This is a genomic window from Nitrososphaera sp. (genome assembly GCF_050748925.1).
Taxonomy (GTDB): Archaea; Thermoproteota; Nitrososphaeria; order Nitrososphaerales; family Nitrososphaeraceae; genus Nitrososphaera.
Map to the genome: position 1 here is coordinate 1 of NZ_JBOGQF010000015.1, position 19,556 is coordinate 19,556.

Genomic DNA, 19,556 nt, shown 5'->3' on the forward strand with positions numbered 1-19,556 from the left:
AACCCGGGTCACGCGGCCCTGACGTGCCGGCCCAAAAAGTCAAGGGTCTTTTCCCACGCGTCTTTGGTCTCATCTGGCGCATAGTTGTCGCCGGAAGGGTTTGCAAAGGCGTGCCCGACCCCTTCGTAGACGTACACCTCGTTTGTGATGTTGTTGGCGTCAAGGGCTGCTCTGAACTCGTCAACCGTGGCGACAGGGATAGACTGGTCCTCGGACCCAAACACTCCCATCACCGGCCACTTTATCTTGGCGACTTGCTGCTCGTCGGTCACCAGGTTTCCATAATAGATCACAGTCGCCGCAAGGGGCTGCTGCGCGCTCAGCGCGTGTTGCATCGTCTGACCCCCTCCAAAGCACCAGCCGAGGGTCGCGATTTTAGAGCTGTTGACGGTTGAAAGCGACGACAGGTGCGCCACCGCCCCGTTGAGGTTGTCGATGGCCGCCTGCTGGTTATTGCGGACAGAGCCGGCGAGCTCTTGCGCCCTACCCGGCTCTGTGGCCACCTCGCCGTAAAGGTCGACTGCCAAGACGACATAGCCTTCTTTTGCCAGCGTCTCTGCCATGTTCTTTATGTTCTGGTTGAGGCCCCACCACTCGTGGACCATGACAACTGCGGGAAGCCGAGAGCCGGCGCCGTCCTCGGGATAAACGAGGTAGCCTGTAGAGTTTGAATGGTACTGGACGGACTCTCGCGTCAGCCCTTCAAGCTGGACGCTCGTGTTGTTGGCAGGGGACGTGCCGTGCGCCATGTCGCGTCCCGTCGCCGCCTTTGTCGCGTTTTGCGAGCGTTCCGACAGGGTCCCGTAGACAGGCCCGGTGCCAAAGTGCGAGTCTACCCTGTCAGGGCCTATACTCATTGCGATAACAGAGTTGTTGGCGATCTCTATCACAAGCGGCACGTCGGCGACCGGCCCTTCCCTCATGGTGACCGTCGCCGTGCCTTCGAACGTGTGGACGGTGCCATTGCCGTTAACCGCATAGTTGCTCAGCTCAAAGTTGAATATTCGGTGGGTGTGCATCGCGCTGCCGTTGAGCATGACCATCGCAATCCTTGACACCAGGTTCACCTCTGGCATGTCCGGATCGTCAGTCGGCGAGAGCCTCATCACCCAGATGCCCGACTGAATCCATTCCGGGTTCCCGTCCGCATCCATCTGGACGCTAGATACTTGCCCCCGGAGGGGCGATGGAAGTGTCGCCCGTTCATCGCCGCCAGCCTGCCCGTATGCAAGCCCCTTGCCGGCTGCGGCAATCAGCAAAGCAGACAACAACAAAGTCACCGCGCCCGTTGCGCGACTCGGCCCAAAAGTCATACAGGATGGAGCCACCAGGAATTAAAAACACTTTCGCACGCTGCAGGTACGAAACTATAAAGCCACAAGGGGTGATTGTCACGCGTTGAAAGTCGGCCTTGACGAGCTGGACCTCAGGCTTATCGAGATGCTGCAAAAGGACAGCTCGGCGCCGTCAGTCAAGATAGCAGGGATGCTAAAGGTGACTGAAGGCACCGTCCGCAACAGGGTGCGCAAGCTGCGCCGGCTGGGTGTCATACGCAAGTTTACAGTCGCAGTCGACCCGATGGCCCTTGGCAAGACAAACGTCGCGTTTGTTCTCCTCAACCCTTTTCCCGGCAGGTTGCAGGAAGTCGCCAAGAGGCTTGCGGCCATTGACGCGATAGACGAAGTGCACGAGACCCACACGTACGGCGACCTCCTGCTCAAGGTGAGGGCAAAGAGCCCAAGCGAGCTTGCCGACATCATCGCAAGCAGGATAAAGACGGTGCCGGGCGTCGCAGGGACGCAGGTCATCTCGGTCCTCAACGTTTGGAAAGACGCATAGCAAACGATTTATCCCGTCCAGGGCTAACGTCAGGGTCCACCCTTGCTTGACGTCGCCACCACGATTGCCATACTCATAGCAGTCGGCCTTGGAGCCGGCACCCTAGGGTCCATGTTGGGCGTGGGCGGCGGCATACTCATGGTACCTGCGCTCACACTCCTTGGCCTGCCGCCGACGCAAGCAGCAGGGACCAGTCTGTTTGCAGTCGCGTCAACGAGCGTGTCGTCCACGGTGGCGTATTCGCGGCAAAAGAGGATAGACTACAGGCTTGCCATCGAAATGGCGGCGTCTGCCATACCGGGCGCGGTCGTTGGCGGGTTCATTTCCACTCAGATAACCGCCCCCGACTTCAAGCTCTACTTTGGCATACTGCTGATGGCAGTAGGCGGCTATATCGCGTTCCGCGACTCCATCCTGAAGGAAAAGCAAGGCCACAGGGTATCGGCGCTCCAACACGCGGCCGTGTTTGCGATAACGTTTGGTGCGGGGATAATATCGAGCCTCTTTGGCGTGGGTGGGGGCGTGGTGTTTGTGCCGGTGATGCTCCTAATCCACAGGATGACAATGTACAGGGCCGTGCCGACGTCGCAGCTGACGCTGATGCTGACTGCGTTTGCAGGCCTGTTTACTCACGTGGCCCTTGGTCACGTCGACTACCTCTACGCCGTCGCGCTATCGGCAGGGGCTTTTGCAGGCGCGCAGATTGGCGCAAAGTGGTCGCGCTCTGTGAAAAACGCCATACTGCAAAAGATGCTTGCGGTGCTGCTTGTGGCAGTCGCGGTAAAATTCATCGCCGACTGGCTGGGCTCTAGGCCCTAGCCTCGTCGACGTAGAATATTGCCTCGTTCTTTTTGAGCGCCGTGCCTGCCGCAAGGCTCAGGATTGAATTATGCAGCCGGTCCAGGTTTGGCTCTGCGCCTTCGCTGTTGCCGGCGAGCACAAGGTGCAACTTTACATTCGAGCCGAGCACGTCGCCCAGCTCCTGGTTAGTGGTCGCGGTGTATGGCCGGAGGGCTCCCCTGAACACGTCGGCCCTTGCGCGCAGCAGGCCCGAGATCTTTTTGCCTGTCGGGGCATCGGGGCCGACCAGTACCACCGTGCCTTTCGTCCCCTTGAACCGGGCCGGCTCTTCAAGCGCCCCGGGAGGTGCCATCGCTATAACCGCCTCCTTGACCAGCAGGCCGGGGATGTAGAGAAAGTTGTCGATGAGCGAATCCCACTGCTTTCTTGCCATCGTGCTGAACGCGGCGGTGTAGTCGCTGTCGCCGGTAAAGTGGACGACAGAGTCTATCTGCCCAAAGTGCGTCCGGGCGGTGTTGAATATGCGCCTGACGGCGTCTTCGCTCATAAAGTCGATTGCGTGGCTGTGGAATTCCTTGAAATGTGCCTCGTCGGCAGAATTGCGGTACAGGACGATGACCTGCTTTGCTCCGGCTGCCTGCGCAATCTTTGCTATCATTTTTACCCGCTCGACATCCTTTGCCGCAGACGACGTCGTCGTGAGGACCAACACCTTGCCCCTCAGCTCTGACTCTGGCAGCACGTCAACCCCTGTGCCGACGATTGGCTTGACCGGATAAAAGACGCGGTCGTTTGGTATCACCCTGCCGTTAAGGAGCTTGCTCACCTTTTCGTCGGAAAGCGTCATCACCATCTCTGCCACCTCGTCCTGGCTGAGGAACTCGCCGTCGACTATCATCTTGCTCGTGTTGCCCTGGATCTTTTCTGCTATTTCCTGCATCTTGGCAAGCGCGCCGTGCACGGTCTTGGCAAGCGCGCCCACGGTCGCCTCGTCTTCCTTGCCGCGTTTCTTTGCGATCTCTGCCGCCGCGTCCCTGCACGCCTTGGCGACCGCGTCCTCTGCGTCGCCAAGGAACGGGAGCGCCTTTGCAGTCACCACCTCAATTTCAGTGGACGCAAGGCCGGGGTATCCGCCGACGCGCAGAAATTCTGCCGCCGCCTTTGGGTACACGGTCTTGTAGATGCGGTCCGAGTGCACCGGGCCGGGGTTTGTCGCGACCGAGCGAATGCCCCGGTCTGCCAGCTCCCACGCCAGGCACTCGGCGAGCCTGTTCTTGGCGCCCTGCGACGCGGTGTACGGCGTCCTGAACCGGTAGGGGCGCTGCTCGTACCTGTTTTCCTCCGAAAAAAACGTCGATATCGTGATTATCTTGCCGCCCTTTTCCATCGCCCCAAGGCCGCTTGCCGCAGTCCAGAATGTCCCGGTGAGGTGGATTGCGATGCATTCCCGAAATTCTTTGACGCTTGCATTCGTAAAGGTCTTGACCGGCCCGGAGACGCCGGCGTTGTTAACGATGATGTCGACTCGCCCAAACTGCTTTTTCACGCCTTCAAACATCGAGTTGATGCCCTCCTCGTCAGAGACGTCGACTCCCGGAAAGGTCGCGACCCTGCCCTTTGACCCCGCATTTTTGATAATGTCGTTTAAAATCTGCGCGGTCTGGTCGAGCGGCTCCTTGCGCCTGCCCATCAGGACAATGTTGGCGCCGGCCTCTGCATACCTCTTGGCTATCGCCTGGCCGATGCCGGTGCCGCTGCCAGTCACGACTATAGTTTTACCGTCAAACTTTAAGCCCAATATGTCTCAGGGTGCAAAATCCCTGCACGATTATTAAAGGTACCTTCATCTTGATAATGAGCCATCTTTTGAGAAAAGTGCGCGGCGTATTATGGAAAAGATCGACGGGAGGGCCGAAACTCTTTTTCGCCGTGTCGACGGCAAGCCCGCGAGGCTACTTTGCCAGAGCCTTGATGTGGCCGGCGATGACGTCGGCAACCTCGACCATCGCGGCGTCCAGCTTCAGGGCTTCTTCGTAGCGCCACTGGCCATAGATGCGGACGTGGCCCTCAAGCGGGTCGACCCTTATTTCGCCTTCTGCGAGCAACACCTTCTTTAGCAATTCGGCCAGATGAGTGTCGTTCTGCAGCGTGTCTGCAAACGCGCCCGCGCCGGTCCACTTTGCCGCGACCATGCGCTTGTCGCCAAAGTGGCCCTTTGTTATCCGCTCGCACCGGGCAAGGAACTGCTCGGTGTCGGCATCGCCTGTTTCGACGATAAAGTGCACTTGGTACCTGTCAAGCGCGCCATACGGGAGTGGGGTCGCATCGAGCATCCATCTCACCTAGTGTTTCTGCACGACCTGCACGAGGTCGAAATTCCTGTTCCTTACCTTTACCATGCCCTTGTTTGTCGTGAACCTTGGGTTTGATGCAAACTGGTGGCTGTAGCAGGGCTGGCTCTCCAGCGGGTGCGTGCCCAGCGCGACTGCCTCTGCGACGACTCCGCGCTCGCCCAGGCTGGCCGCCACCACCTCGTTTGGCGCCATCTTTTTGACTGTAACCGGCTCTTCGTCGTGGTCGTGCTCATCGTGAGAATCGTGCGAGTGGCTGGAATGTGCGTGCTCCACGCCTACAGTAACAAAATGGCTGCCAAATAAATTCTACTGCTGCAAACGACGGTGCATGTGTGTGTTTCCAGTGGAACACCGATACAAGCGTAGTGGTAGCTGTTAGTTCTTTTATGGCCATCCTGCACTTTTGTATGCAATCTGGCATGCGTGAGCGAAAGAAGAGTGTAGCTGGCAAAAAGCGTAAATCTCCGATGCAAAGTGCGTTTGTATATGCCAAGGGTGTTGCCAAGAATTAGTTGAATGAGGCACTTGTGAGATGAAGGTCCATCCGACGACAAGTCGACAGTGCCAAGGACCATAAACTTGAAATGCTGAAAAAGCAATTTTCAGGCGTGAACCGCCGACGAGCTATAACTATCGGGGCCGCGGCAGTAAGTGTGGTTGCGTTATTCTTCCCAAGTATGGGTCTTGACTTATTCTGCAGCAGAGGTGACCCCCATGAAGCCTTAGCAGGCATTCAATACCAGTGGAATGTGTCGCCTGCTGGCTACTTGGTATATCTCATTAATGGCGAACAAATCATTCAATATAAGGGAGCCTCTTGTGTCCTTGAAAATACCGCATACTGATCAACAATATTACGAAATGAGCCATACCTGCGTCCAAAATCTATCGTAATGCGGATGGATGCAGTACACAGCCCCGCTAGAAACTCACCTTTTGGCCTTTTGAAATCTGTTGCGCCTGTTGAAGAGGATGAGCGCCGCCATGCCTCCGATGGCGGAATATGTCACGATCTCGCCAGACGCTCCATGGCGTAAGGATTACTTTGTTTGTCTTTCCGTCTATAACCGAAATCGAGTCATCGTCAAAGTTGGCGACATAGACCATGTTTGTTTCCGGATTAACGGCGATGCCCATCGGAATTCCGCCCACCTCTACCCTCTCAAGAAGCGCATGTCCGTCGTTATCGCTACCAATGACAAGGACCGAGTCCGAATCTGACACGTAAACCCTGCCCGTCTCTGGATTTACATCTATTGCCTGAGGGTAATCTATTTGCGCGTCATAGCTTTTCCGAAAGGAATCAACTGACATGTTCCGGATAACGTCGACAGTTCCATATTGCACGTTGCCGGCATAAACCAGGCCGCTTGACGGATCCATTGATATCCTCCTAAAGTCGCCATCCCTTTCTATCCGCTCGATTACCTTGTGGGTAGCGCCGTCAATGACGGCAATTTCCATGACATCTGAGGATGCTGCATATATCGTGTTAGTCTCTGGATTGATGGCGATTCCTGTTGGTCTGCCATTCAAATGGATGGTAGCAACAACAGCGTTTGTGCTTGCGTCAAGAACGAGGATGGATGCTGAGAGGTGCCCTGCAACATACACCTTGCCAGAGTTTGGATTTACCTCAATCGCCCAGCCGTTAACGTCGCCGATCGGTATTTTGGAAACGACCGTATTTGTAGAGCCGTCAATTACTGCAACGTTGTCAAAGTTTGCCACATAGACCATGTTGGTTTTGGGGTTGACTGCGACGTCCTTTGGGTCCTCTCCGACAGGGATGGTCGCCTTGCCATATGCTGACGCAGCCTGTGAAAGAAGCACGATGGCGACGTAGCGCTATTACTGTAATTATTGCAAGGTGGAGCACGGGTACGCACTTTATTGATGGGAGAATCATTTCAGGCTTGTGATAGGACATTCTATCATCGTCAATTTACGAAGGGTTTCGAGTGCGTCAGGACACTCCATTTTGTTCTGCCAAGCGCGTTGCAAGTAGAAACTCTGCAGAACTACAGGTCACTTTATCTTTTGCAGGTATTTCTTGACGCCCATGTCTTCAAGGGCGCCCGCCTTTTTCAAGACCGCGCTTTCCATCTCCTTCTTGAATTCTTCCACCTTTTTCGCAATATCGTCGTGCTTGACTGCCAGTATCAGGCACGCAAATATTCCCGCGTTCTTGGCGCCGTTTATCGCCACCGTCGCGACGGGCACGCCGGGAGGCATCTGCGCTATCGACAGCAGAGAGTCAATGCCGTCAAGGCTCTTTGTCTTTATCGGCACGCCAATGACCGGCAGCGGCGTGATTGCCGCGACCATGCCCGGCAGGTGAGCCGCGCCGCCTGCGCCTGCAATGATGACTTTGATTCCCCTCTTTTTCGCAGTCTCGGCATACGACACCATTCTTTTAGCGGTCCTGTGCGCCGAGACGACTGTTATCTCGTATTGCACGCCAAACGAGTCCAGCAGGTCTGCAGCCTCCTTCATGACCGGCAGGTCCGAGTCGCTTCCCATGATTATCCCCACTAGCGGCTTCATGCCTGTCTCTCCATAGAGGGGACCAGCTTTATTGCCTTTCTTGCCCTTGCTGCCCTTGCCAGCGCCTCTTTGACAGTACTGCCAGTCGCCGTGACGTGGCCCAGCTTGCGCCGTGGCTTGCTGACCTTTTTGCCATAAACGTACAGCGCGGCTCCGGGAACCTGCATCATCTTTTTCAATCCCGTGACAGCGTACGGCCCCTCAAAGCCCTCCGGCCCGAGAATGTTTATCATGGCCGCAGGCGCCAGCAGTTCAGGCTTGCCCAGCGGAAGGTCAAGCACCGCCCTCAGGTGCTGCTCAAACTGCGACACCGAGCACGCCTCGTTTGTGTAGTGGCCCGAGTTGTGGACCCGGGGCGCGATCTCGTTTATCATGACCTCGCCTTTTTTCGTGACAAACATCTCTATGCCAAAGATGCCGGCGCCATGCAGCACCTGCATCGCCTTTCTAGCCAGCCTCGTCGCCTTTAGCTCTACTTTCTTGCTTATCTGGGCGGGCGCGATTGTGGTGTCAAGTATGCCGTTTTTGTGTATGTTTTCAACTACGGGAAACGACTCTATCTGCCCTGACGGGTTGCGGGCAACCATTATCGACACCTCCTTTGCAAAGGGGATGAACCGCTCCAGCATCATTTCGCGGCCGTTAAAGTAGGCGTACGCTTTTGCAACGTCGCCTTTAGATTTTATCACATAGTTTCCGCGGCCGTCGTACGAATCTTCTGTAGCCTTTAGCACCGCAGGTAAGCCAAATGTCTTGCACAATTCCTGCAGATATTCCTCTGATTGCACTAGTTGAAATTCAGGGACTGCTATGCCGTTCTTTAGCAGAAACGACTTTTGGCGGTGCTTGTTCTGGATTATCCGCAGAGTCTCTGGCGCAGGCCTGACGGGATAGTTGCGCCCCTCCAGCTGCTTTAACGCAGACGAGTTGGCCATCTCTATCTCATATGTGAGGACGTCGCACTTTTCTGCCAGCCGCATGATGGCAGGCTCGTCCTTGAAATCTGCCACTATCTGCTCGTCAGCAATCCTCGCCGCGGGGCAGCCGTCTGTCGGGTCGAGCACTATTACCTTGAGCGACATGCGCCTTGCTTCATGGGCTATCATCTTGCCGAGTTGCCCGCCGCCAATGATGCCAACGCAAGTAGGCCGTCCAAGATCGAGCGTGCCGCTGTCTGCCATCGGATAATGGAAATCAAGGGCGCGCCGTTAAAAGTCTTTCAAGCCGGCTCCGGCAAAAGCCTGGCAGTCATTCCAACGGGATATTTTCCGGTATAGACTTTTAACGCATGAACCCCAAAAGATTGCGGAAACAGAAAATGGTGACAGAAGCGGCTGCCGTGATCCAAGATTTTGCCATAGTAATGGTCATCGCTTCTGTAATGGCCCTGATATTTTACAAGATAAAGCAGCCGATGGTCATCGGCTACATCGCGGCCGGGATGCTCATCGGGCCCTACACGCCGCCGTTTTCGCTGGTAACCCACCCCGAAGTCGTAAACCTCCTTGCAGAGATAGGCATAGTCCTGCTGCTGTTCGTTGTCGGCCTTGAATACCCGATAGCAAAGCTGAGGTCCGTCGGCAAAAAGGCGCTGATAATAGCTACGACTGAGGCTTTTGGCACCCTTGCGCTTGGATACATCGTCGGCCAGGCGATGGGCCTTGCGTTCTTTGACAGCCTGTTCCTTGCGCTTTCCATCTCTGTCACGAGCACAGTCATTGTAATGCGCGTGCTCGAAGAGCTGGGGATGATAAAAGACAAGGCGGCAGTCCTTCTTTTAGGAGTCGCAGTCATCGAAGACATCATCATAGTCTCGATACTCGCAGTATTGCAGTCAGTTGCGGCAACCGGGAGCCTATCGATTCAGGAAGTGGGGATATCCGTCGGGCTCGTGCTGGCGTTCATCGGCGGCGCGCTGTTCCTCGGCTCAAAGACCGTCCCCAAGTTTGTAGACATGGTAAGCAAGACAAACCACCACGACCTCATCATAGTCGCGGTGCTCGGGGTGGCGTTTGGCCTGTCTTTTCTTGCGAACCAGATCGGAGTCTCTGTCGCCGCCGGCGCCTTTTTTGCAGGCGTGCTGGTGGCAGAGTCCAAGTCGCACGCGATAGCCAGGGTCCTGTCGATGCCCCTGCGAGACATGTTTGCAGCCCTGTTTTTCGTGTCGGTGGGGGCGCTCATGGACATTAGCCTGCTGCCGCTGTTTATCGTGCCTGCCCTTATCCTGATTGCCACGTCGTTTGCCGGAAAATTCGCAACCGTGTACATATCTGCCAAACTGATGGGCACGGACAAGAAAACGTCCTTAAAGTCCGGCTTTGCCCTTTCTGCGTCCGGCGGCGAGCTGGCCCTGGTGACGGCAAAGGGCGGCGCGGACGTGGGGGCGACGAGCGCGTTCATCCTCCCGATGGTCGGCACGATGACCATCATCACCACCTTTCTGTCGCCCTATGTCATCAAGTTTGGCTGGAAGTTTGCAAACTCGTTGCGGCAAAAGGAAGAAGAGGAGGAAAAAGGCGACGTGCCTCCTGCCTAGTTCCAGAATAGATAAGCAGATATGCAGTCAGGCTCGTGATCGAGGCGTTGAAGCTTTTACGCAAGGGCAAGGTCAAGGACATTTACGAACAGGATGGCGACATCCTTTTCCAGTTTTCAGACCGCGTCTCTGCCTTTGACGTCAAGATGGCAACGCCCATACCGAGAAAGGGCGAAGTGCTCTGCAGGTTCGGCGAGTTCTGGTTCAACGCGCTTGGCACGCCGCACCACATGATAAAAGTCGTCGACAAGGACAGGATGCTGGTAAAGAGGCTGTCGATGGTGCCGATAGAGTGCGTAGTCCGCGGATATTTCTATGGCAGTTTCGCCGACCGCTACAAGGACCATCTTAGCAAGAGCCTGCCGGCCGACTTTCATCCGGTACTTGCAGGCAGGCTGCCAAGGCCGGTGTTTGACCCGACAACCAAGTCGGAGGAGCACGATCTCCCAATCGACAAGGAGCAGGCAGTCGCGATGGGCCTAGTTTCTGCAAGCGACTATGACTATCTTGAAAAAACGTCGATTGCCCTATATGAAAAAATGAGCATGATAGCAGAAAAGGGCGGCTTTATCATTGCAGACGTGAAATTCGAGTTTGGGCGCGACGAAAGTGGCAGAATAGTGCTTGGCGACTCGCTAGGGCCGGATGAGTACAGGCTATGGATCAAGACAGACTGGCAGCCGGGCAAGATTCAGGACGCCTATGACAAGCAGCACCTGCGCGACTGGCTCATCAGGACGGGATTCAAGGAAGAGATCGACCGGCTTGCCAATGAGGGCAAAAAGCCCGAACCGCCCGCGGTCGATCCTGAAATCGTCAGCGAGCTGAGCCGGCGCTACATCCTGGCCTACGAAAGGATAAGCGGCGAAAAGCTGTAATCCGCTCAATCCCCTTTAGCTTTTTCAGCCTTTTTCAGTGCGCCGCGTGCTCGCAGGAGCCCTGCGGGCGCCCGCAGCAGTTTTATCGGCCTGCTTTCTAGAGTCCATAGTATTATTATCATAAATTAAAGTGCGATACTGCACTTATCGGCTCTAACGCACTGACGTTAATTTGATACCAGATAACACTGATTGCAACGATAAAAGCGACTGCAGTTGACAACAACGGCAAAACAAACTGACAGGACGCCTTTACTGCGCAGGCATGCATGATATCAGTATGCCAGGCACGCTGTTCCAAAAAGACGTCAAGGCAAGGCGCGTGACGACGATGGGCCATGTGGCCGCGCAAGGGCTTGGAGACCCGGCAAGGATAAGGATACTCGAAGTCCTGGGCCAAAAGCCAATGGCGGCCGAAGAAATTGCCAAGGCGCTTGGCAGCTCCGGCTTTAAAAAAGCAACGACGACTATACGCCACCACCTTGACACGCTCAAAGAAGCCGGCCTGATAGAGGTTGCCAGGATGGTCGAGGTAAGGGGGGCAGTCATGAAATACTATTCTGCCACGCTCAAAGTATACACGTGCGAGCCGCCGGCAGACCTTGACGCCAAGGCTGCGAAGCTGGTCGACGACACGAGTGCCAAGCTTGCAAAAATCCTGTCAGGCATACAGGGCGACAAGCGATTTGCTGCGCTGGACAAGGACGGCAAGTGCAGAGAGTTCCTTGCGCTAGAGATAGTTAATGCCGCCCTTGCAAAGGCGACAGAGAGAAAAGAGCCGCAGACCAAAAAAGCAGCTAGCTGACCAGCAGTTTTCCGCACACAGAGCACTTTACGTGAAATTTCAAAAGGGCTACTTCGCGCTGGTCTGTCACCTCGACGCATTCCTTGCCCCCTTCCTTGCACATGTGGCAGTACATTTTAGACATGGGTGAAAATGCTCTTTTCACGGCATTAAGGCGCTGTATGTAAAATAGAGGAGCTACTCGACTGTTATCCTGAATAACCCTTTTGTCTTTGGGTCCTGCAGGCGCTCAATCATGCTCCGGGGTATGTCTGACGACGCCCTGTCGCACCTCACCGAAAGCGTCCGGGGGCAAACGAAATTGGTCTTGCGGATGACGATGTCGTGCGCGTCTTTGAGTGTCAGCCGCTCGTCGCCGCTGCCCGATATTGCATAGACGTCGCTTCCCACGATTATCTCCATCCTGGCCGGCAGGTTCTGCATGAGCCCCTTCCTCACCGGGTCACTGATGTCGGCGCAAGCCCTTTCAGCTTTCACGCCTATTATGCAGTCACCCCTTAAGGTCAGGTGCTCCTCCTTTGTGATTTCGACGGTGCGCGCGTGGAACGACTGGACGTTTGGGTGCCCGTAAAACGCTATCTCATCCTGCGCCAACAGCCAAGCTTCCAGATAACGCTATTAAAATCTAGCATCTGAAAAACGAGGTAGACTTAAATGGAACGGCGGGGCGAATTTAATTTGAATTGTTACCCGCAGCAGCAGGCTATGACCGTGCAATCACTGTATTCTCGCCGGACGGAAGGCTTTACCAGGTTGAATATGCGATTGAAACCGTAAGGCGCGGAACGCTTGCCATTGGCATCAAGTCCAAGGACGGCGTCATCCTTGCAGTCGAGGAAAAGACGAGAAAGCTCCAGATAAACAACGTCACACAAAAGATATTCCAAGTCGATGACCACATCGGCGTCGCTGCGGCAGGATACATTCCCGATGCGCGCACGCAGGTAGACCACGCACGCTTTTTTGCGCAGAGCAACCGGCTCATCTATGACGAGCCGGTGGATGTCGAAGGCGTTGCCAAGAACCTTGCCGACATGGCCCAGCAGTTCACGCAATATGCAGGTGTCAGGCCGTTTGGCGTCGCACTCATACTCGCAGGCGTCGACAAGAACGGCGCAAACCTTTTCCTCACAGACCCATCCGGAACCTATATCGGCTATGACGCAGTCGCCATCGGCGCTGGCAGCGACCAAGTCACCGACTTTCTAGAAAAGTCATACAAGCCCGACATCTCGGAGGCAGAGGCGGCGGCGCTGGCAGTCGAGTGCATCTACATGGTGAGCGAGGAAAAGTCAGGCACCAAGAACCTGAAGATGGCAATCATTGACCACGCGGCCCACACGATGCGCAAGGTCGAGGAAGAGGACCTTGAAAAGTACGCCGCGATGGCCAAGGAAAGGGCCGCAAAGCGTCCTGCCTAGGCTCCAGGCCTCTTCTTTCTCTCTTTCTCACGATTTTATTTCGGCCGCCAGGTATTGCAAAAGTTAGACGGCGAATAAACGATATTCTCAGGATCAACGGATTTGCGTGGCTCCCGGACAGAAAGGATAGCTGAGGGATCAAGATGCTAAACTAGTGCAATTATTGTTATTGCCTCATTACAGCTCGGAAAACACCTAGTCCAATGAGGATAAAGCCGATTGCAATTAGAGATATGTAGAGATAAGGAAGTACTATAGCCAAGTATAGATTCAGACCCATCGTCGGTTCTACTAATTTAGAGACTGCAAGGATTGCACCACCTGCTATGAGCAACACTGTCGTTATTCTTGCCTTTTGTCTAAATCCGAACCCAATAGACAAGAAGAAGAGCACTATCGATGATATGCCAAGCAATATTCCGCTCTGCTGATCAGTTAGTGGCAAGAATCTCTTTCCGCCTTGCGCTATGAATGTCTCCGCGGTGTCTATACCTAGGAGGACTATGGCAACAATAGCAAGTGTTTCAGAAATCTTTTTCTTTCGGGGGTCATTTTGAAGGCGATACATCCTCAATAAAAACATGGACAACAAATGCTAAATGCGTTACTGGGCCTGCACTAACTTCTGCTTAGCACAAACTTTTGCAGAAAGATTCTCTGCGCATGCACCACCCCAAGTTAACACCCTGTGCGCCGAATTTAACGGGCACCCGAATTCCGCCCAAGAATCACCAGTGTATAATTCTCCAAAGGTTAATTTAGCGACTTCGACCCTTTATCGCATCATGGTCAAACTAGGAGCCAAGGCCCCGAACCTCCATGTTTCCGAATGGGTCCAAGGCAAGCCCACAAACATCGATAAGGAGAAAGGCAATGTCGTCGTTGTCGAAGTTTTCCAGGTAAACTGCCCCGGCTGCTTTATGTACGGCATCCCGGAAGCCATCGAGCTGTACAATAAGTACGGCAAGAGCGGCGTGACGGTGCTTGGCATGGCGACTGCGTTTGAGGACTATGACCTATTGATAACCTGAAAAAGCTGGTGACTACCGGCGAGGTCGTTGGCGAGACTTTTAACGCGCTATCGCAATATGGCCAGCTAAAGGACGGCAAGAGCCTGCCGTACAAGATCCCGTTCCCGGTGGGGATGGATCTCCTCAAAAACGAGTCGGCAGAGCTGACCGAGAGCAAGGTGCAAGACTTTATCGAGGCAAATGTCCCGGACTATCGGTCGTACAGCGAAAAGGACAGGCAGGTGCTCGTCGGGCGCGTAAAGGAATACATGAAGAACAAGAAATATTCCGCCAAGACATTTGAGGAATACACCATGCGAGGGACCCCGACTTCGCTTGTGATAGACAAGAAAGGCAACCTGCGGCAGAACCTCTTTGGCGCGACGGGCCAGCTCGAGTTCACCGTCCAGCAGCTGCTGAACGAGTAGGCATGACAAACCTCTGGGTCGCCATCCCTGATTCTGCCCTTTCAGACGAGCAGACAAAGAGGGACAAGAGCGTCAAGATAGCCCAGTTTGCCCGCGCCTGCTCTATATTTCGCGTAAAGCGAATCTACATCTACCACGATCCGCTGTCGCAATTTGAAAAAGAAGATCCGGTTTTGCTGCGCACGATACTGCGCTACCTCGACACGCCGCAGTACCTGAGGAGGGTCCTGTACCCGCGAATGAACGAGCTCGAGTTTGCAGGCATTCTTCACCCGATAAAGGCGCCGCACCACAGGCCGCCGCAGGACATAAAGACGGTGCGCGCAGGCGACGTGCGGACCGGCGTGATTGCAAAGGTAAAGGGCGCGCTGTTTGTAGAGGTGGGCCTCGGCTCCCTCGTCCCGTTTGACGGCGAGGGCTCGGACGGCAAGAAGGTGAACGTCAAGTTCACGTCGCCCCACCCGCACCTGCGTGCGATGGAGGCGACAGAGCTTGACATCTTTGAGTACTGGGGCTATGAGGTAAAAGAGGTGCCTTCCATCGTAAAGCTGTTGAGCGGCATCGAGAAAACCACTGTCATCGCCACGTCGAGAAAGGGCGGGTTCATCAAGAACAATGAAGCCAAGCTTGCAGAGAGCATAAAAAATTCCGAGAACGTGCTTGTCATATTTGGCTCACCCAAGCACGGCGTGCACGAGATAATCGCAAAAGAGAGCAGCAATATCAAGCCGGAATTCATGGTAAACATGTTTCCCAACCAGGCGACTGAGACGGTGCGCCTCGAGGAGGCAGTCCTTGGCACGCTGGCTATCCTGAACGCGTCGATTTTGTCGAGGAATTAGCTTCCTTTACTGCATAATTTATAAAAGGAAGCGCTGAACTGTTGCGTTACCTATGGGTCATCGCAAGTATAGCGCCCCGAGAAGGGGCAGTATCGCCTTCAGACCAAGGGCCAGGGCCAAGAGCCTCGAAGCGAGGGTCAGGACATGGCCGCAGTTGGCTGGAGAAAAGAACGCTCTGCTCGGGTTTGCAGGTTTCAAGGTTGGCAGTATACATGTTCTAACCATTGACGACAGAGAAAAGACTCCGAACTTTGGCAAGCAGCTGCTCAACGCTGCAACGGTCATCGCGACACCGCCGGTAAAGATAATCGGCGTCCGCGCCTACAAGACAGACATTTACGGCCAGCACGCGGTCTTTGACGTTTATGCCAAAGACCTTCCAAAAGAGCTGGCGCGCAGAGTCGAGATCAAGCAGGCAGAGGACGCGATGAGCAAGGCCGAGGGCAAGGTCGCCCAGGCAAGCTCGGTCATGGCAATAGCCGCAGTCTCTCCAAGCGCGGTCGGCATCCCGCAGAAAAAGCCGTTTGTGTTCGAGCTGGCAGTTTCCGGCAAGGACGTCAAGGCGCAATTCGAATATGTCAAGGGCATTCTTGGCAAAGAGCTCAAGGCTTCCGACATATTTCAATTAGGCCAGAACGTCGACGTGTTTGGCATCACCAGGGGCAAGGGCATCGAGGGCCCGGTCACGAGGTTTGGCGTCAAGCGCAAGCAGCACAAGTCGAGAAAGAGCGTCCGAGCAGTTGGAACGCTCGGCCCCATTTCGCCTGCGGTCGTCATGTACACAGTCGCAAGGCAGGGCCAGCACGGCTTTCACCAGCGCACCGAATACAATAAGCGCATCTTGCTAATGACAAACACCGATAAAGACGGCATCAACCCCAAGGGCGGGTTCAAGCACTTTGGGCTTGTGACGGGCGACTATATCGTCGTCCGCGGCTCTATCCCCGGCGTTCCAAAGCGCCTAGTAAAGATGCGCCACCCGATACGCAACCTTCCAAAGAAGGTCCTTGAGCCCAAAGTACTGGAGGTAGTCGTAGAATGATAAAGTCCAGCATACTAGGCATTGACGGCAAGGAAGCAGGCAATGTCGAACTGCCCATTGTATTTGAGACGCCGTACAGGCCAGAAGTCATACAGAAGGTCTACGTGAATCTTTTGTCGCACACGTACCAGCGCCAGGGCCGCTATCCGGGCGCAGGTGAGAACGTCTCTGCAGAATCCAAGAACACCGGCCTTGGCATCGCGCGTCTTGCGAGGGCAAGGGGCGAAGGGTTCCCGAGGGCAGGCCAGGCGGCAGGCGTGGCAGGCGTAAGGCACGGCAGGGTCGCTCACCCGCCAGAGTCGTGGAAGAACATTTACAAGAAAATCAACCACAAGGAGAGGCAGCTGGGGCTCTGCTCGGCAATCGCGGCGACGGCAAGGCGCGACCTCGTCGAAGGCCGCGGCCACAAGCTCGACAAGAAGGTAAAGCTCCCAATCATTGTATCAAATGACATCGAAGGGATAACAAAGTCCAAGGACCTGATAAAGGCACTCGTTGCGCTCGGCCTCGGCGACGACTTGGAGCGCGCAAACGTCCGCAAGGCGCGCACAGGCACGGCGCGGCGTAGGGGAAGGCCGGCGCGACCAGGCATCAGCGCAATCATCGTCGTAGGCAACGAAGCCAAGGCGTCGGCAATCAAGGCGATCCCCGGCGTCGCGGTTAAGAACTCAAGGGAGATAAGCGTGCTTGACCTCGCCCCGGGCTCAAAGCCAATCAGGCTCGCAATATATTCTGAAAACGCGATCGAGCAGCTGAAAGACGTCAAGGCGCCATTGCACAAGATCATGGAGCTGGTGAAATGAGTAACGAAAAGTCGGCAGCCAGCATGACAGCCGAGCAGGCGACCACGATTGTGCTCGCGCCATACGTCACTGAAAAGACCTTCAACCAGATAGAGAAGGAGAACAAGCTGTCGTTCAAGGTGTCAGAGCACGCCACAAAGCACCAGATAATCGAGGCGGTGCGCATACTCTACGAGGCAGAGGCGACAGAGGTCAACACGGCCCGCACGATACAGGGCAAGAAGGCGTTTGTCACGTTCAAGGCGCCCGAAGGTGCAAGAGACCTTGCGACGAAACTGGGGCTGGTATAGAATGACGCTCGTTAGATTTAAAAGTGGTTCAGCAGTCGTGGAGATGATCTAATGGTACGTGAATTCAAGTTCAAGGGTTACACTCCAGAACAGTTACAGTCACTGTCTATTGAAAACCTTCTGCCCCTTCTCAATTCACGCCAGCGCAGGTCGCTGGACAAGCGCGTCAGCACTTACATGACAGACGACAAGAGAAAGCTGCGCGAAAAAGTAAAGCTGGCACGCGAGGGCAAGCTGAAGGGCGCGCTGAGAACCCATGTCCGCGACATGATAATCCTCCCCGACATGGTCGGACTTACAATCATGGTACATAACGGCAAGGAATTTGCGCAGGTAGCAATCAAGGCAGAGATGATCGGCCACTACCTCGGCGAATACGCTATAACAAACAAGAGAGTACAGCACGGCGCACCAGGTGTCGGCGCATCAAGGTCAAGCCTGTACGTCCCGCTAAAGTGATGGATATGCCAGACTTTTCTTACGCTTTCCAATACTTTGACAAGGCCCGCCACGTGCGCGCCGCTGTCCGTGAAAAGAGCATATCGCACAAGCACTCGCGCGAAATCGCGCTTGCAATCAAGGGCCTGTCCATCGAAAAGGCGCGCGAGTTCCTGGAGAACGTCGTAGCCAAGAAAATCGCGGTGCCATACAGGCGCTACAACAACGAAGTCGCGCACAGAAGCAACATCCGCGACGGGTTTAGCGCAGGCAGGTACCCACAAAAGGCAGCGCACGAATTTTTGAGATTGCTAGATAACCTTGAATCAAACGCAGAATACAAGGGCATGGACCTCGACAGGCTCCGCATCGTGAGCGCGGTGACGCACAAGGGCACCAAGATCAAGCGCTTCCAGCCACGAGCCATGGGAAGGTCGAGTCCCAAGTATGACACGCTCGTGCACGTCGAGCTTGTAGCACAGGAGGTCAGTGCACAATGAGCGCAGTCAAGAACGTCATGAAGAACACCTACCGCAACATGGAGATAAACGAGTTCCTCATGCAGGCGCTAAAGGACGCAGGATTTGGCGGAGTCGAGATCCAAAAGACGCCGGTCGGCGCAAGGATTACCGTCTACGTCACGAGGCCCGGCTTGGTAATCGGGCGCAAGGGCGTCGGCATCAAGGACCTGATGGCCAAGCTCGAGAGCAAGTTCGGCCTGCAGAACCCCCAGATCTCTGTTCTGGAAGTCACAAACCCGGAGCTGAACCCGAACATCATGTGCAACAGGATTGCGCAGCTCATCGAGCGCGGGACGGCGTTTAGGCGCGCGTCAATGTGGACGCTCAACACGATAATGAGCTCCGGCGCATTGGGCGTCGAAGTCTCGATAGCCGGTAAGCTCAGGACAGAGCGCGCGCACTTTGAAAAGCACACGGTAGGCGTGGTGCCAAAGAGCGGCGATGTCGCAGGCAAGATTGTCCAGACCGGAATGACCCACGTGCTGACAAAGATGGGGCTGATGGGCATACAGTTAAAGATAGCGACCAAGGCAAACCTCCCGCAGGAATTTTCATTCAACAGCGAAGGAAGCAATGCGCCTGGAATGGAACAGCCAGCAGCTCCTTCATCGCCTGATGCACCCGCAACAGCCGACGCACCAAATGTGGAAGCGCCAGTGGCAGTAGAAACAGGAGTAGAGAACAATGGCACGTCCTAAGCTAAAGACACTGCGCGAAATGAACGACACCGACCTTGGCCAAAAGCTTTCAGATATGAAGGCAGACCTGGCAAAGGTGAGGTCAGAGCAGGCAAAAGGCACGCTGAAAAAGCACTCTGGCGACATACGATACATGCGCCGCGACATTGCGCGCATTCTGACCATACTGAACGAAAGGAAGGTCATGGCTTAGCATGATAACCGCGGAAAACGTTCTGGCGCACGAGATCATCGGCCTTGACGCGAGGGTAGTCGAGTCCTCCGACCCGACAATCACCGGCCTGCAGGGAACCATAGTTTTTG

General features: G+C 55.1%; 26 protein-coding genes. 16 read left to right on the plus strand and 10 right to left on the minus strand.

The annotated features are described in order from the left end of the window. Window positions 1–8 precede the first annotated feature (8 nt). Window positions 9–1,268, minus strand: coding sequence for a dienelactone hydrolase family protein (locus ACREAY_RS02365; protein WP_431754156.1), 1,260 nt, complete (start codon window positions 1,266–1,268; stop codon window positions 9–11). A gap of 130 nt (window positions 1,269–1,398) precedes the next feature. Here ACREAY_RS02365 and ACREAY_RS02370 point away from each other — a divergent pair, with 130 nt between their 5' ends. Continuing rightward, window positions 1,399–1,839 carry an Lrp/AsnC family transcriptional regulator gene (locus ACREAY_RS02370; RefSeq protein WP_431754157.1) on the plus strand — a complete coding sequence of 147 codons (441 nt, stop codon included), beginning with the start codon at window positions 1,399–1,401 and terminating at the stop codon, window positions 1,837–1,839. Between the two features lie 42 nt (window positions 1,840–1,881). Beyond that, complete coding sequence (locus ACREAY_RS02375; RefSeq protein WP_431754158.1) at window positions 1,882–2,658, plus strand: sulfite exporter TauE/SafE family protein; 777 nt, start codon at window positions 1,882–1,884, stop codon at window positions 2,656–2,658. Here the strand turns inward: ACREAY_RS02375 and ACREAY_RS02380 are convergent. The 6 genes from ACREAY_RS02380 to purK all read right to left on the minus strand — a co-directional run bounded on the left by ACREAY_RS02380 (window position 2,648) and on the right by purK (window position 8,722). Further along, entirely contained in the window at window positions 2,648–4,405 is a 1,758-nt protein-coding gene (locus ACREAY_RS02380; protein WP_431754159.1) for an SDR family NAD(P)-dependent oxidoreductase, read from the minus strand. The two genes, ACREAY_RS02375 and ACREAY_RS02380, sit on opposite strands and share 11 nt — an antisense overlap. A 187-nt stretch (window positions 4,406–4,592) precedes the next feature. Continuing rightward, the gene (locus ACREAY_RS02385) at window positions 4,593–4,973 is read right to left on the minus strand and encodes a hypothetical protein (protein ID WP_431754160.1); all 381 of its coding nucleotides are present in this window, start codon (window positions 4,971–4,973) and stop codon (window positions 4,593–4,595) included. A gap of 9 nt (window positions 4,974–4,982) precedes the next feature. Next, window positions 4,983–5,267 (minus strand): hypothetical protein, encoded by a 285-nt coding sequence (locus tag ACREAY_RS02390; protein ID WP_431754161.1) that lies wholly within the window; start codon window positions 5,265–5,267, stop codon window positions 4,983–4,985. A 648-nt stretch (window positions 5,268–5,915) separates the two neighbouring features. Further along, the gene (locus ACREAY_RS02395) at window positions 5,916–6,827 is read right to left on the minus strand and encodes a YncE family protein (protein WP_431754162.1); all 912 of its coding nucleotides are present in this window, start codon (window positions 6,825–6,827) and stop codon (window positions 5,916–5,918) included. Window positions 6,828–7,022: 195 nt separating this feature from the next. After that, window positions 7,023–7,541 (minus strand): 5-(carboxyamino)imidazole ribonucleotide mutase, encoded by a 519-nt coding sequence (purE, locus tag ACREAY_RS02400; RefSeq protein ID WP_431754163.1) that lies wholly within the window; start codon window positions 7,539–7,541, stop codon window positions 7,023–7,025. Then, the gene (gene purK, locus ACREAY_RS02405) at window positions 7,538–8,722 is read right to left on the minus strand and encodes a 5-(carboxyamino)imidazole ribonucleotide synthase (protein ID WP_431754164.1); all 1,185 of its coding nucleotides are present in this window, start codon (window positions 8,720–8,722) and stop codon (window positions 7,538–7,540) included. The genes purE and purK overlap by 4 nt, the downstream gene beginning before the upstream one ends. A 158-nt stretch (window positions 8,723–8,880) precedes the next feature. Between purK and ACREAY_RS02410 the strand changes: the two genes are divergently transcribed. From ACREAY_RS02410 to ACREAY_RS02420, 3 genes are all read left to right on the plus strand, one after another. Continuing rightward, window positions 8,881–10,077, plus strand: a complete 1,197-nt coding sequence (locus tag ACREAY_RS02410; RefSeq protein ID WP_431754165.1) for a cation:proton antiporter — start codon at window positions 8,881–8,883, stop codon at window positions 10,075–10,077. Window positions 10,078–10,124: 47 nt separating this feature from the next. Continuing rightward, window positions 10,125–10,955 (plus strand): phosphoribosylaminoimidazolesuccinocarboxamide synthase, encoded by an 831-nt coding sequence (gene purC / locus ACREAY_RS02415; protein ID WP_431754166.1) that lies wholly within the window; start codon window positions 10,125–10,127, stop codon window positions 10,953–10,955. Between the two features lie 280 nt (window positions 10,956–11,235). Continuing rightward, a complete protein-coding gene (locus ACREAY_RS02420; protein ID WP_431754167.1) occupies window positions 11,236–11,760 on the plus strand; it encodes an ArsR/SmtB family transcription factor in 525 nt (174 codons plus the stop codon). Here ACREAY_RS02420 and ACREAY_RS02425 read toward each other — a convergent pair. After that, on the minus strand, window positions 11,753–11,884 hold the full coding sequence (locus ACREAY_RS02425) for a hypothetical protein (RefSeq protein WP_431754168.1): 132 nt from the start codon (window positions 11,882–11,884) through the stop codon (window positions 11,753–11,755). The two genes, ACREAY_RS02420 and ACREAY_RS02425, sit on opposite strands and share 8 nt — an antisense overlap. A gap of 53 nt (window positions 11,885–11,937) precedes the next feature. Continuing rightward, entirely contained in the window at window positions 11,938–12,354 is a 417-nt protein-coding gene (locus tag ACREAY_RS02430) for a DUF371 domain-containing protein (protein ID WP_431754169.1), read from the minus strand. Window positions 12,355–12,443: 89 nt separating this feature from the next. Between ACREAY_RS02430 and psmA the strand changes: the two genes are divergently transcribed. Further along, window positions 12,444–13,181, plus strand: a complete 738-nt coding sequence (gene psmA, locus ACREAY_RS02435; protein ID WP_431754170.1) for an archaeal proteasome endopeptidase complex subunit alpha — start codon at window positions 12,444–12,446, stop codon at window positions 13,179–13,181. A gap of 166 nt (window positions 13,182–13,347) precedes the next feature. Here the strand turns inward: psmA and ACREAY_RS02440 are convergent, their stop codons facing one another. Further along, a complete protein-coding gene (locus ACREAY_RS02440; protein ID WP_431754171.1) occupies window positions 13,348–13,755 on the minus strand; it encodes a hypothetical protein in 408 nt (135 codons plus the stop codon). Between the two features lie 211 nt (window positions 13,756–13,966). Between ACREAY_RS02440 and ACREAY_RS02445 the strand changes: the two genes are divergently transcribed. From ACREAY_RS02445 to rpmC, 10 genes are read left to right on the plus strand one after another with little or no spacing between them, the layout of a single operon-like run. Then, window positions 13,967–14,212, plus strand: a complete 246-nt coding sequence (locus ACREAY_RS02445) for a hypothetical protein (protein ID WP_431754172.1) — start codon at window positions 13,967–13,969, stop codon at window positions 14,210–14,212. Window positions 14,213–14,220: 8 nt separating this feature from the next. Further along, on the plus strand, window positions 14,221–14,619 hold the full coding sequence (locus tag ACREAY_RS02450; protein ID WP_431754173.1) for a hypothetical protein: 399 nt from the start codon (window positions 14,221–14,223) through the stop codon (window positions 14,617–14,619). Window positions 14,620–14,621: 2 nt separating this feature from the next. Next, entirely contained in the window at window positions 14,622–15,461 is an 840-nt protein-coding gene (locus tag ACREAY_RS02455) for a putative RNA uridine N3 methyltransferase (protein WP_431754174.1), read from the plus strand. Between the two features lie 52 nt (window positions 15,462–15,513). After that, window positions 15,514–16,503, plus strand: coding sequence for a 50S ribosomal protein L3 (locus ACREAY_RS02460; protein WP_431754175.1), 990 nt, complete (start codon window positions 15,514–15,516; stop codon window positions 16,501–16,503). Further along, window positions 16,500–17,306, plus strand: a complete 807-nt coding sequence (gene rplD, locus ACREAY_RS02465) for a 50S ribosomal protein L4 (RefSeq protein WP_431754176.1) — start codon at window positions 16,500–16,502, stop codon at window positions 17,304–17,306. The genes ACREAY_RS02460 and rplD overlap by 4 nt, the downstream gene beginning before the upstream one ends. Continuing rightward, on the plus strand, window positions 17,303–17,596 hold the full coding sequence (rplW, locus tag ACREAY_RS02470; RefSeq protein WP_431754177.1) for a 50S ribosomal protein L23: 294 nt from the start codon (window positions 17,303–17,305) through the stop codon (window positions 17,594–17,596). Before rplD ends, rplW begins: the two co-directional genes overlap by 4 nt. 51 nt (window positions 17,597–17,647) lie before the next feature. Further along, a complete protein-coding gene (locus tag ACREAY_RS02475) occupies window positions 17,648–18,055 on the plus strand; it encodes a 30S ribosomal protein S19 (protein ID WP_431754178.1) in 408 nt (135 codons plus the stop codon). Window positions 18,056–18,060: 5 nt separating this feature from the next. Next, window positions 18,061–18,534: a 50S ribosomal protein L22 gene (locus ACREAY_RS02480; protein WP_431754179.1), complete on the plus strand. Its 474-nt coding sequence runs from the start codon at window positions 18,061–18,063 to the stop codon at window positions 18,532–18,534. Then, the gene (locus ACREAY_RS02485; protein WP_431754180.1) at window positions 18,531–19,253 is read left to right on the plus strand and encodes a 30S ribosomal protein S3; all 723 of its coding nucleotides are present in this window, start codon (window positions 18,531–18,533) and stop codon (window positions 19,251–19,253) included. Before ACREAY_RS02480 ends, ACREAY_RS02485 begins: the two co-directional genes overlap by 4 nt. Beyond that, on the plus strand, window positions 19,240–19,446 hold the full coding sequence (gene rpmC / locus ACREAY_RS02490) for a 50S ribosomal protein L29 (protein ID WP_431754181.1): 207 nt from the start codon (window positions 19,240–19,242) through the stop codon (window positions 19,444–19,446). Before ACREAY_RS02485 ends, rpmC begins: the two co-directional genes overlap by 14 nt. The last annotated feature ends 110 nt before the right edge of the window (window positions 19,447–19,556 follow it).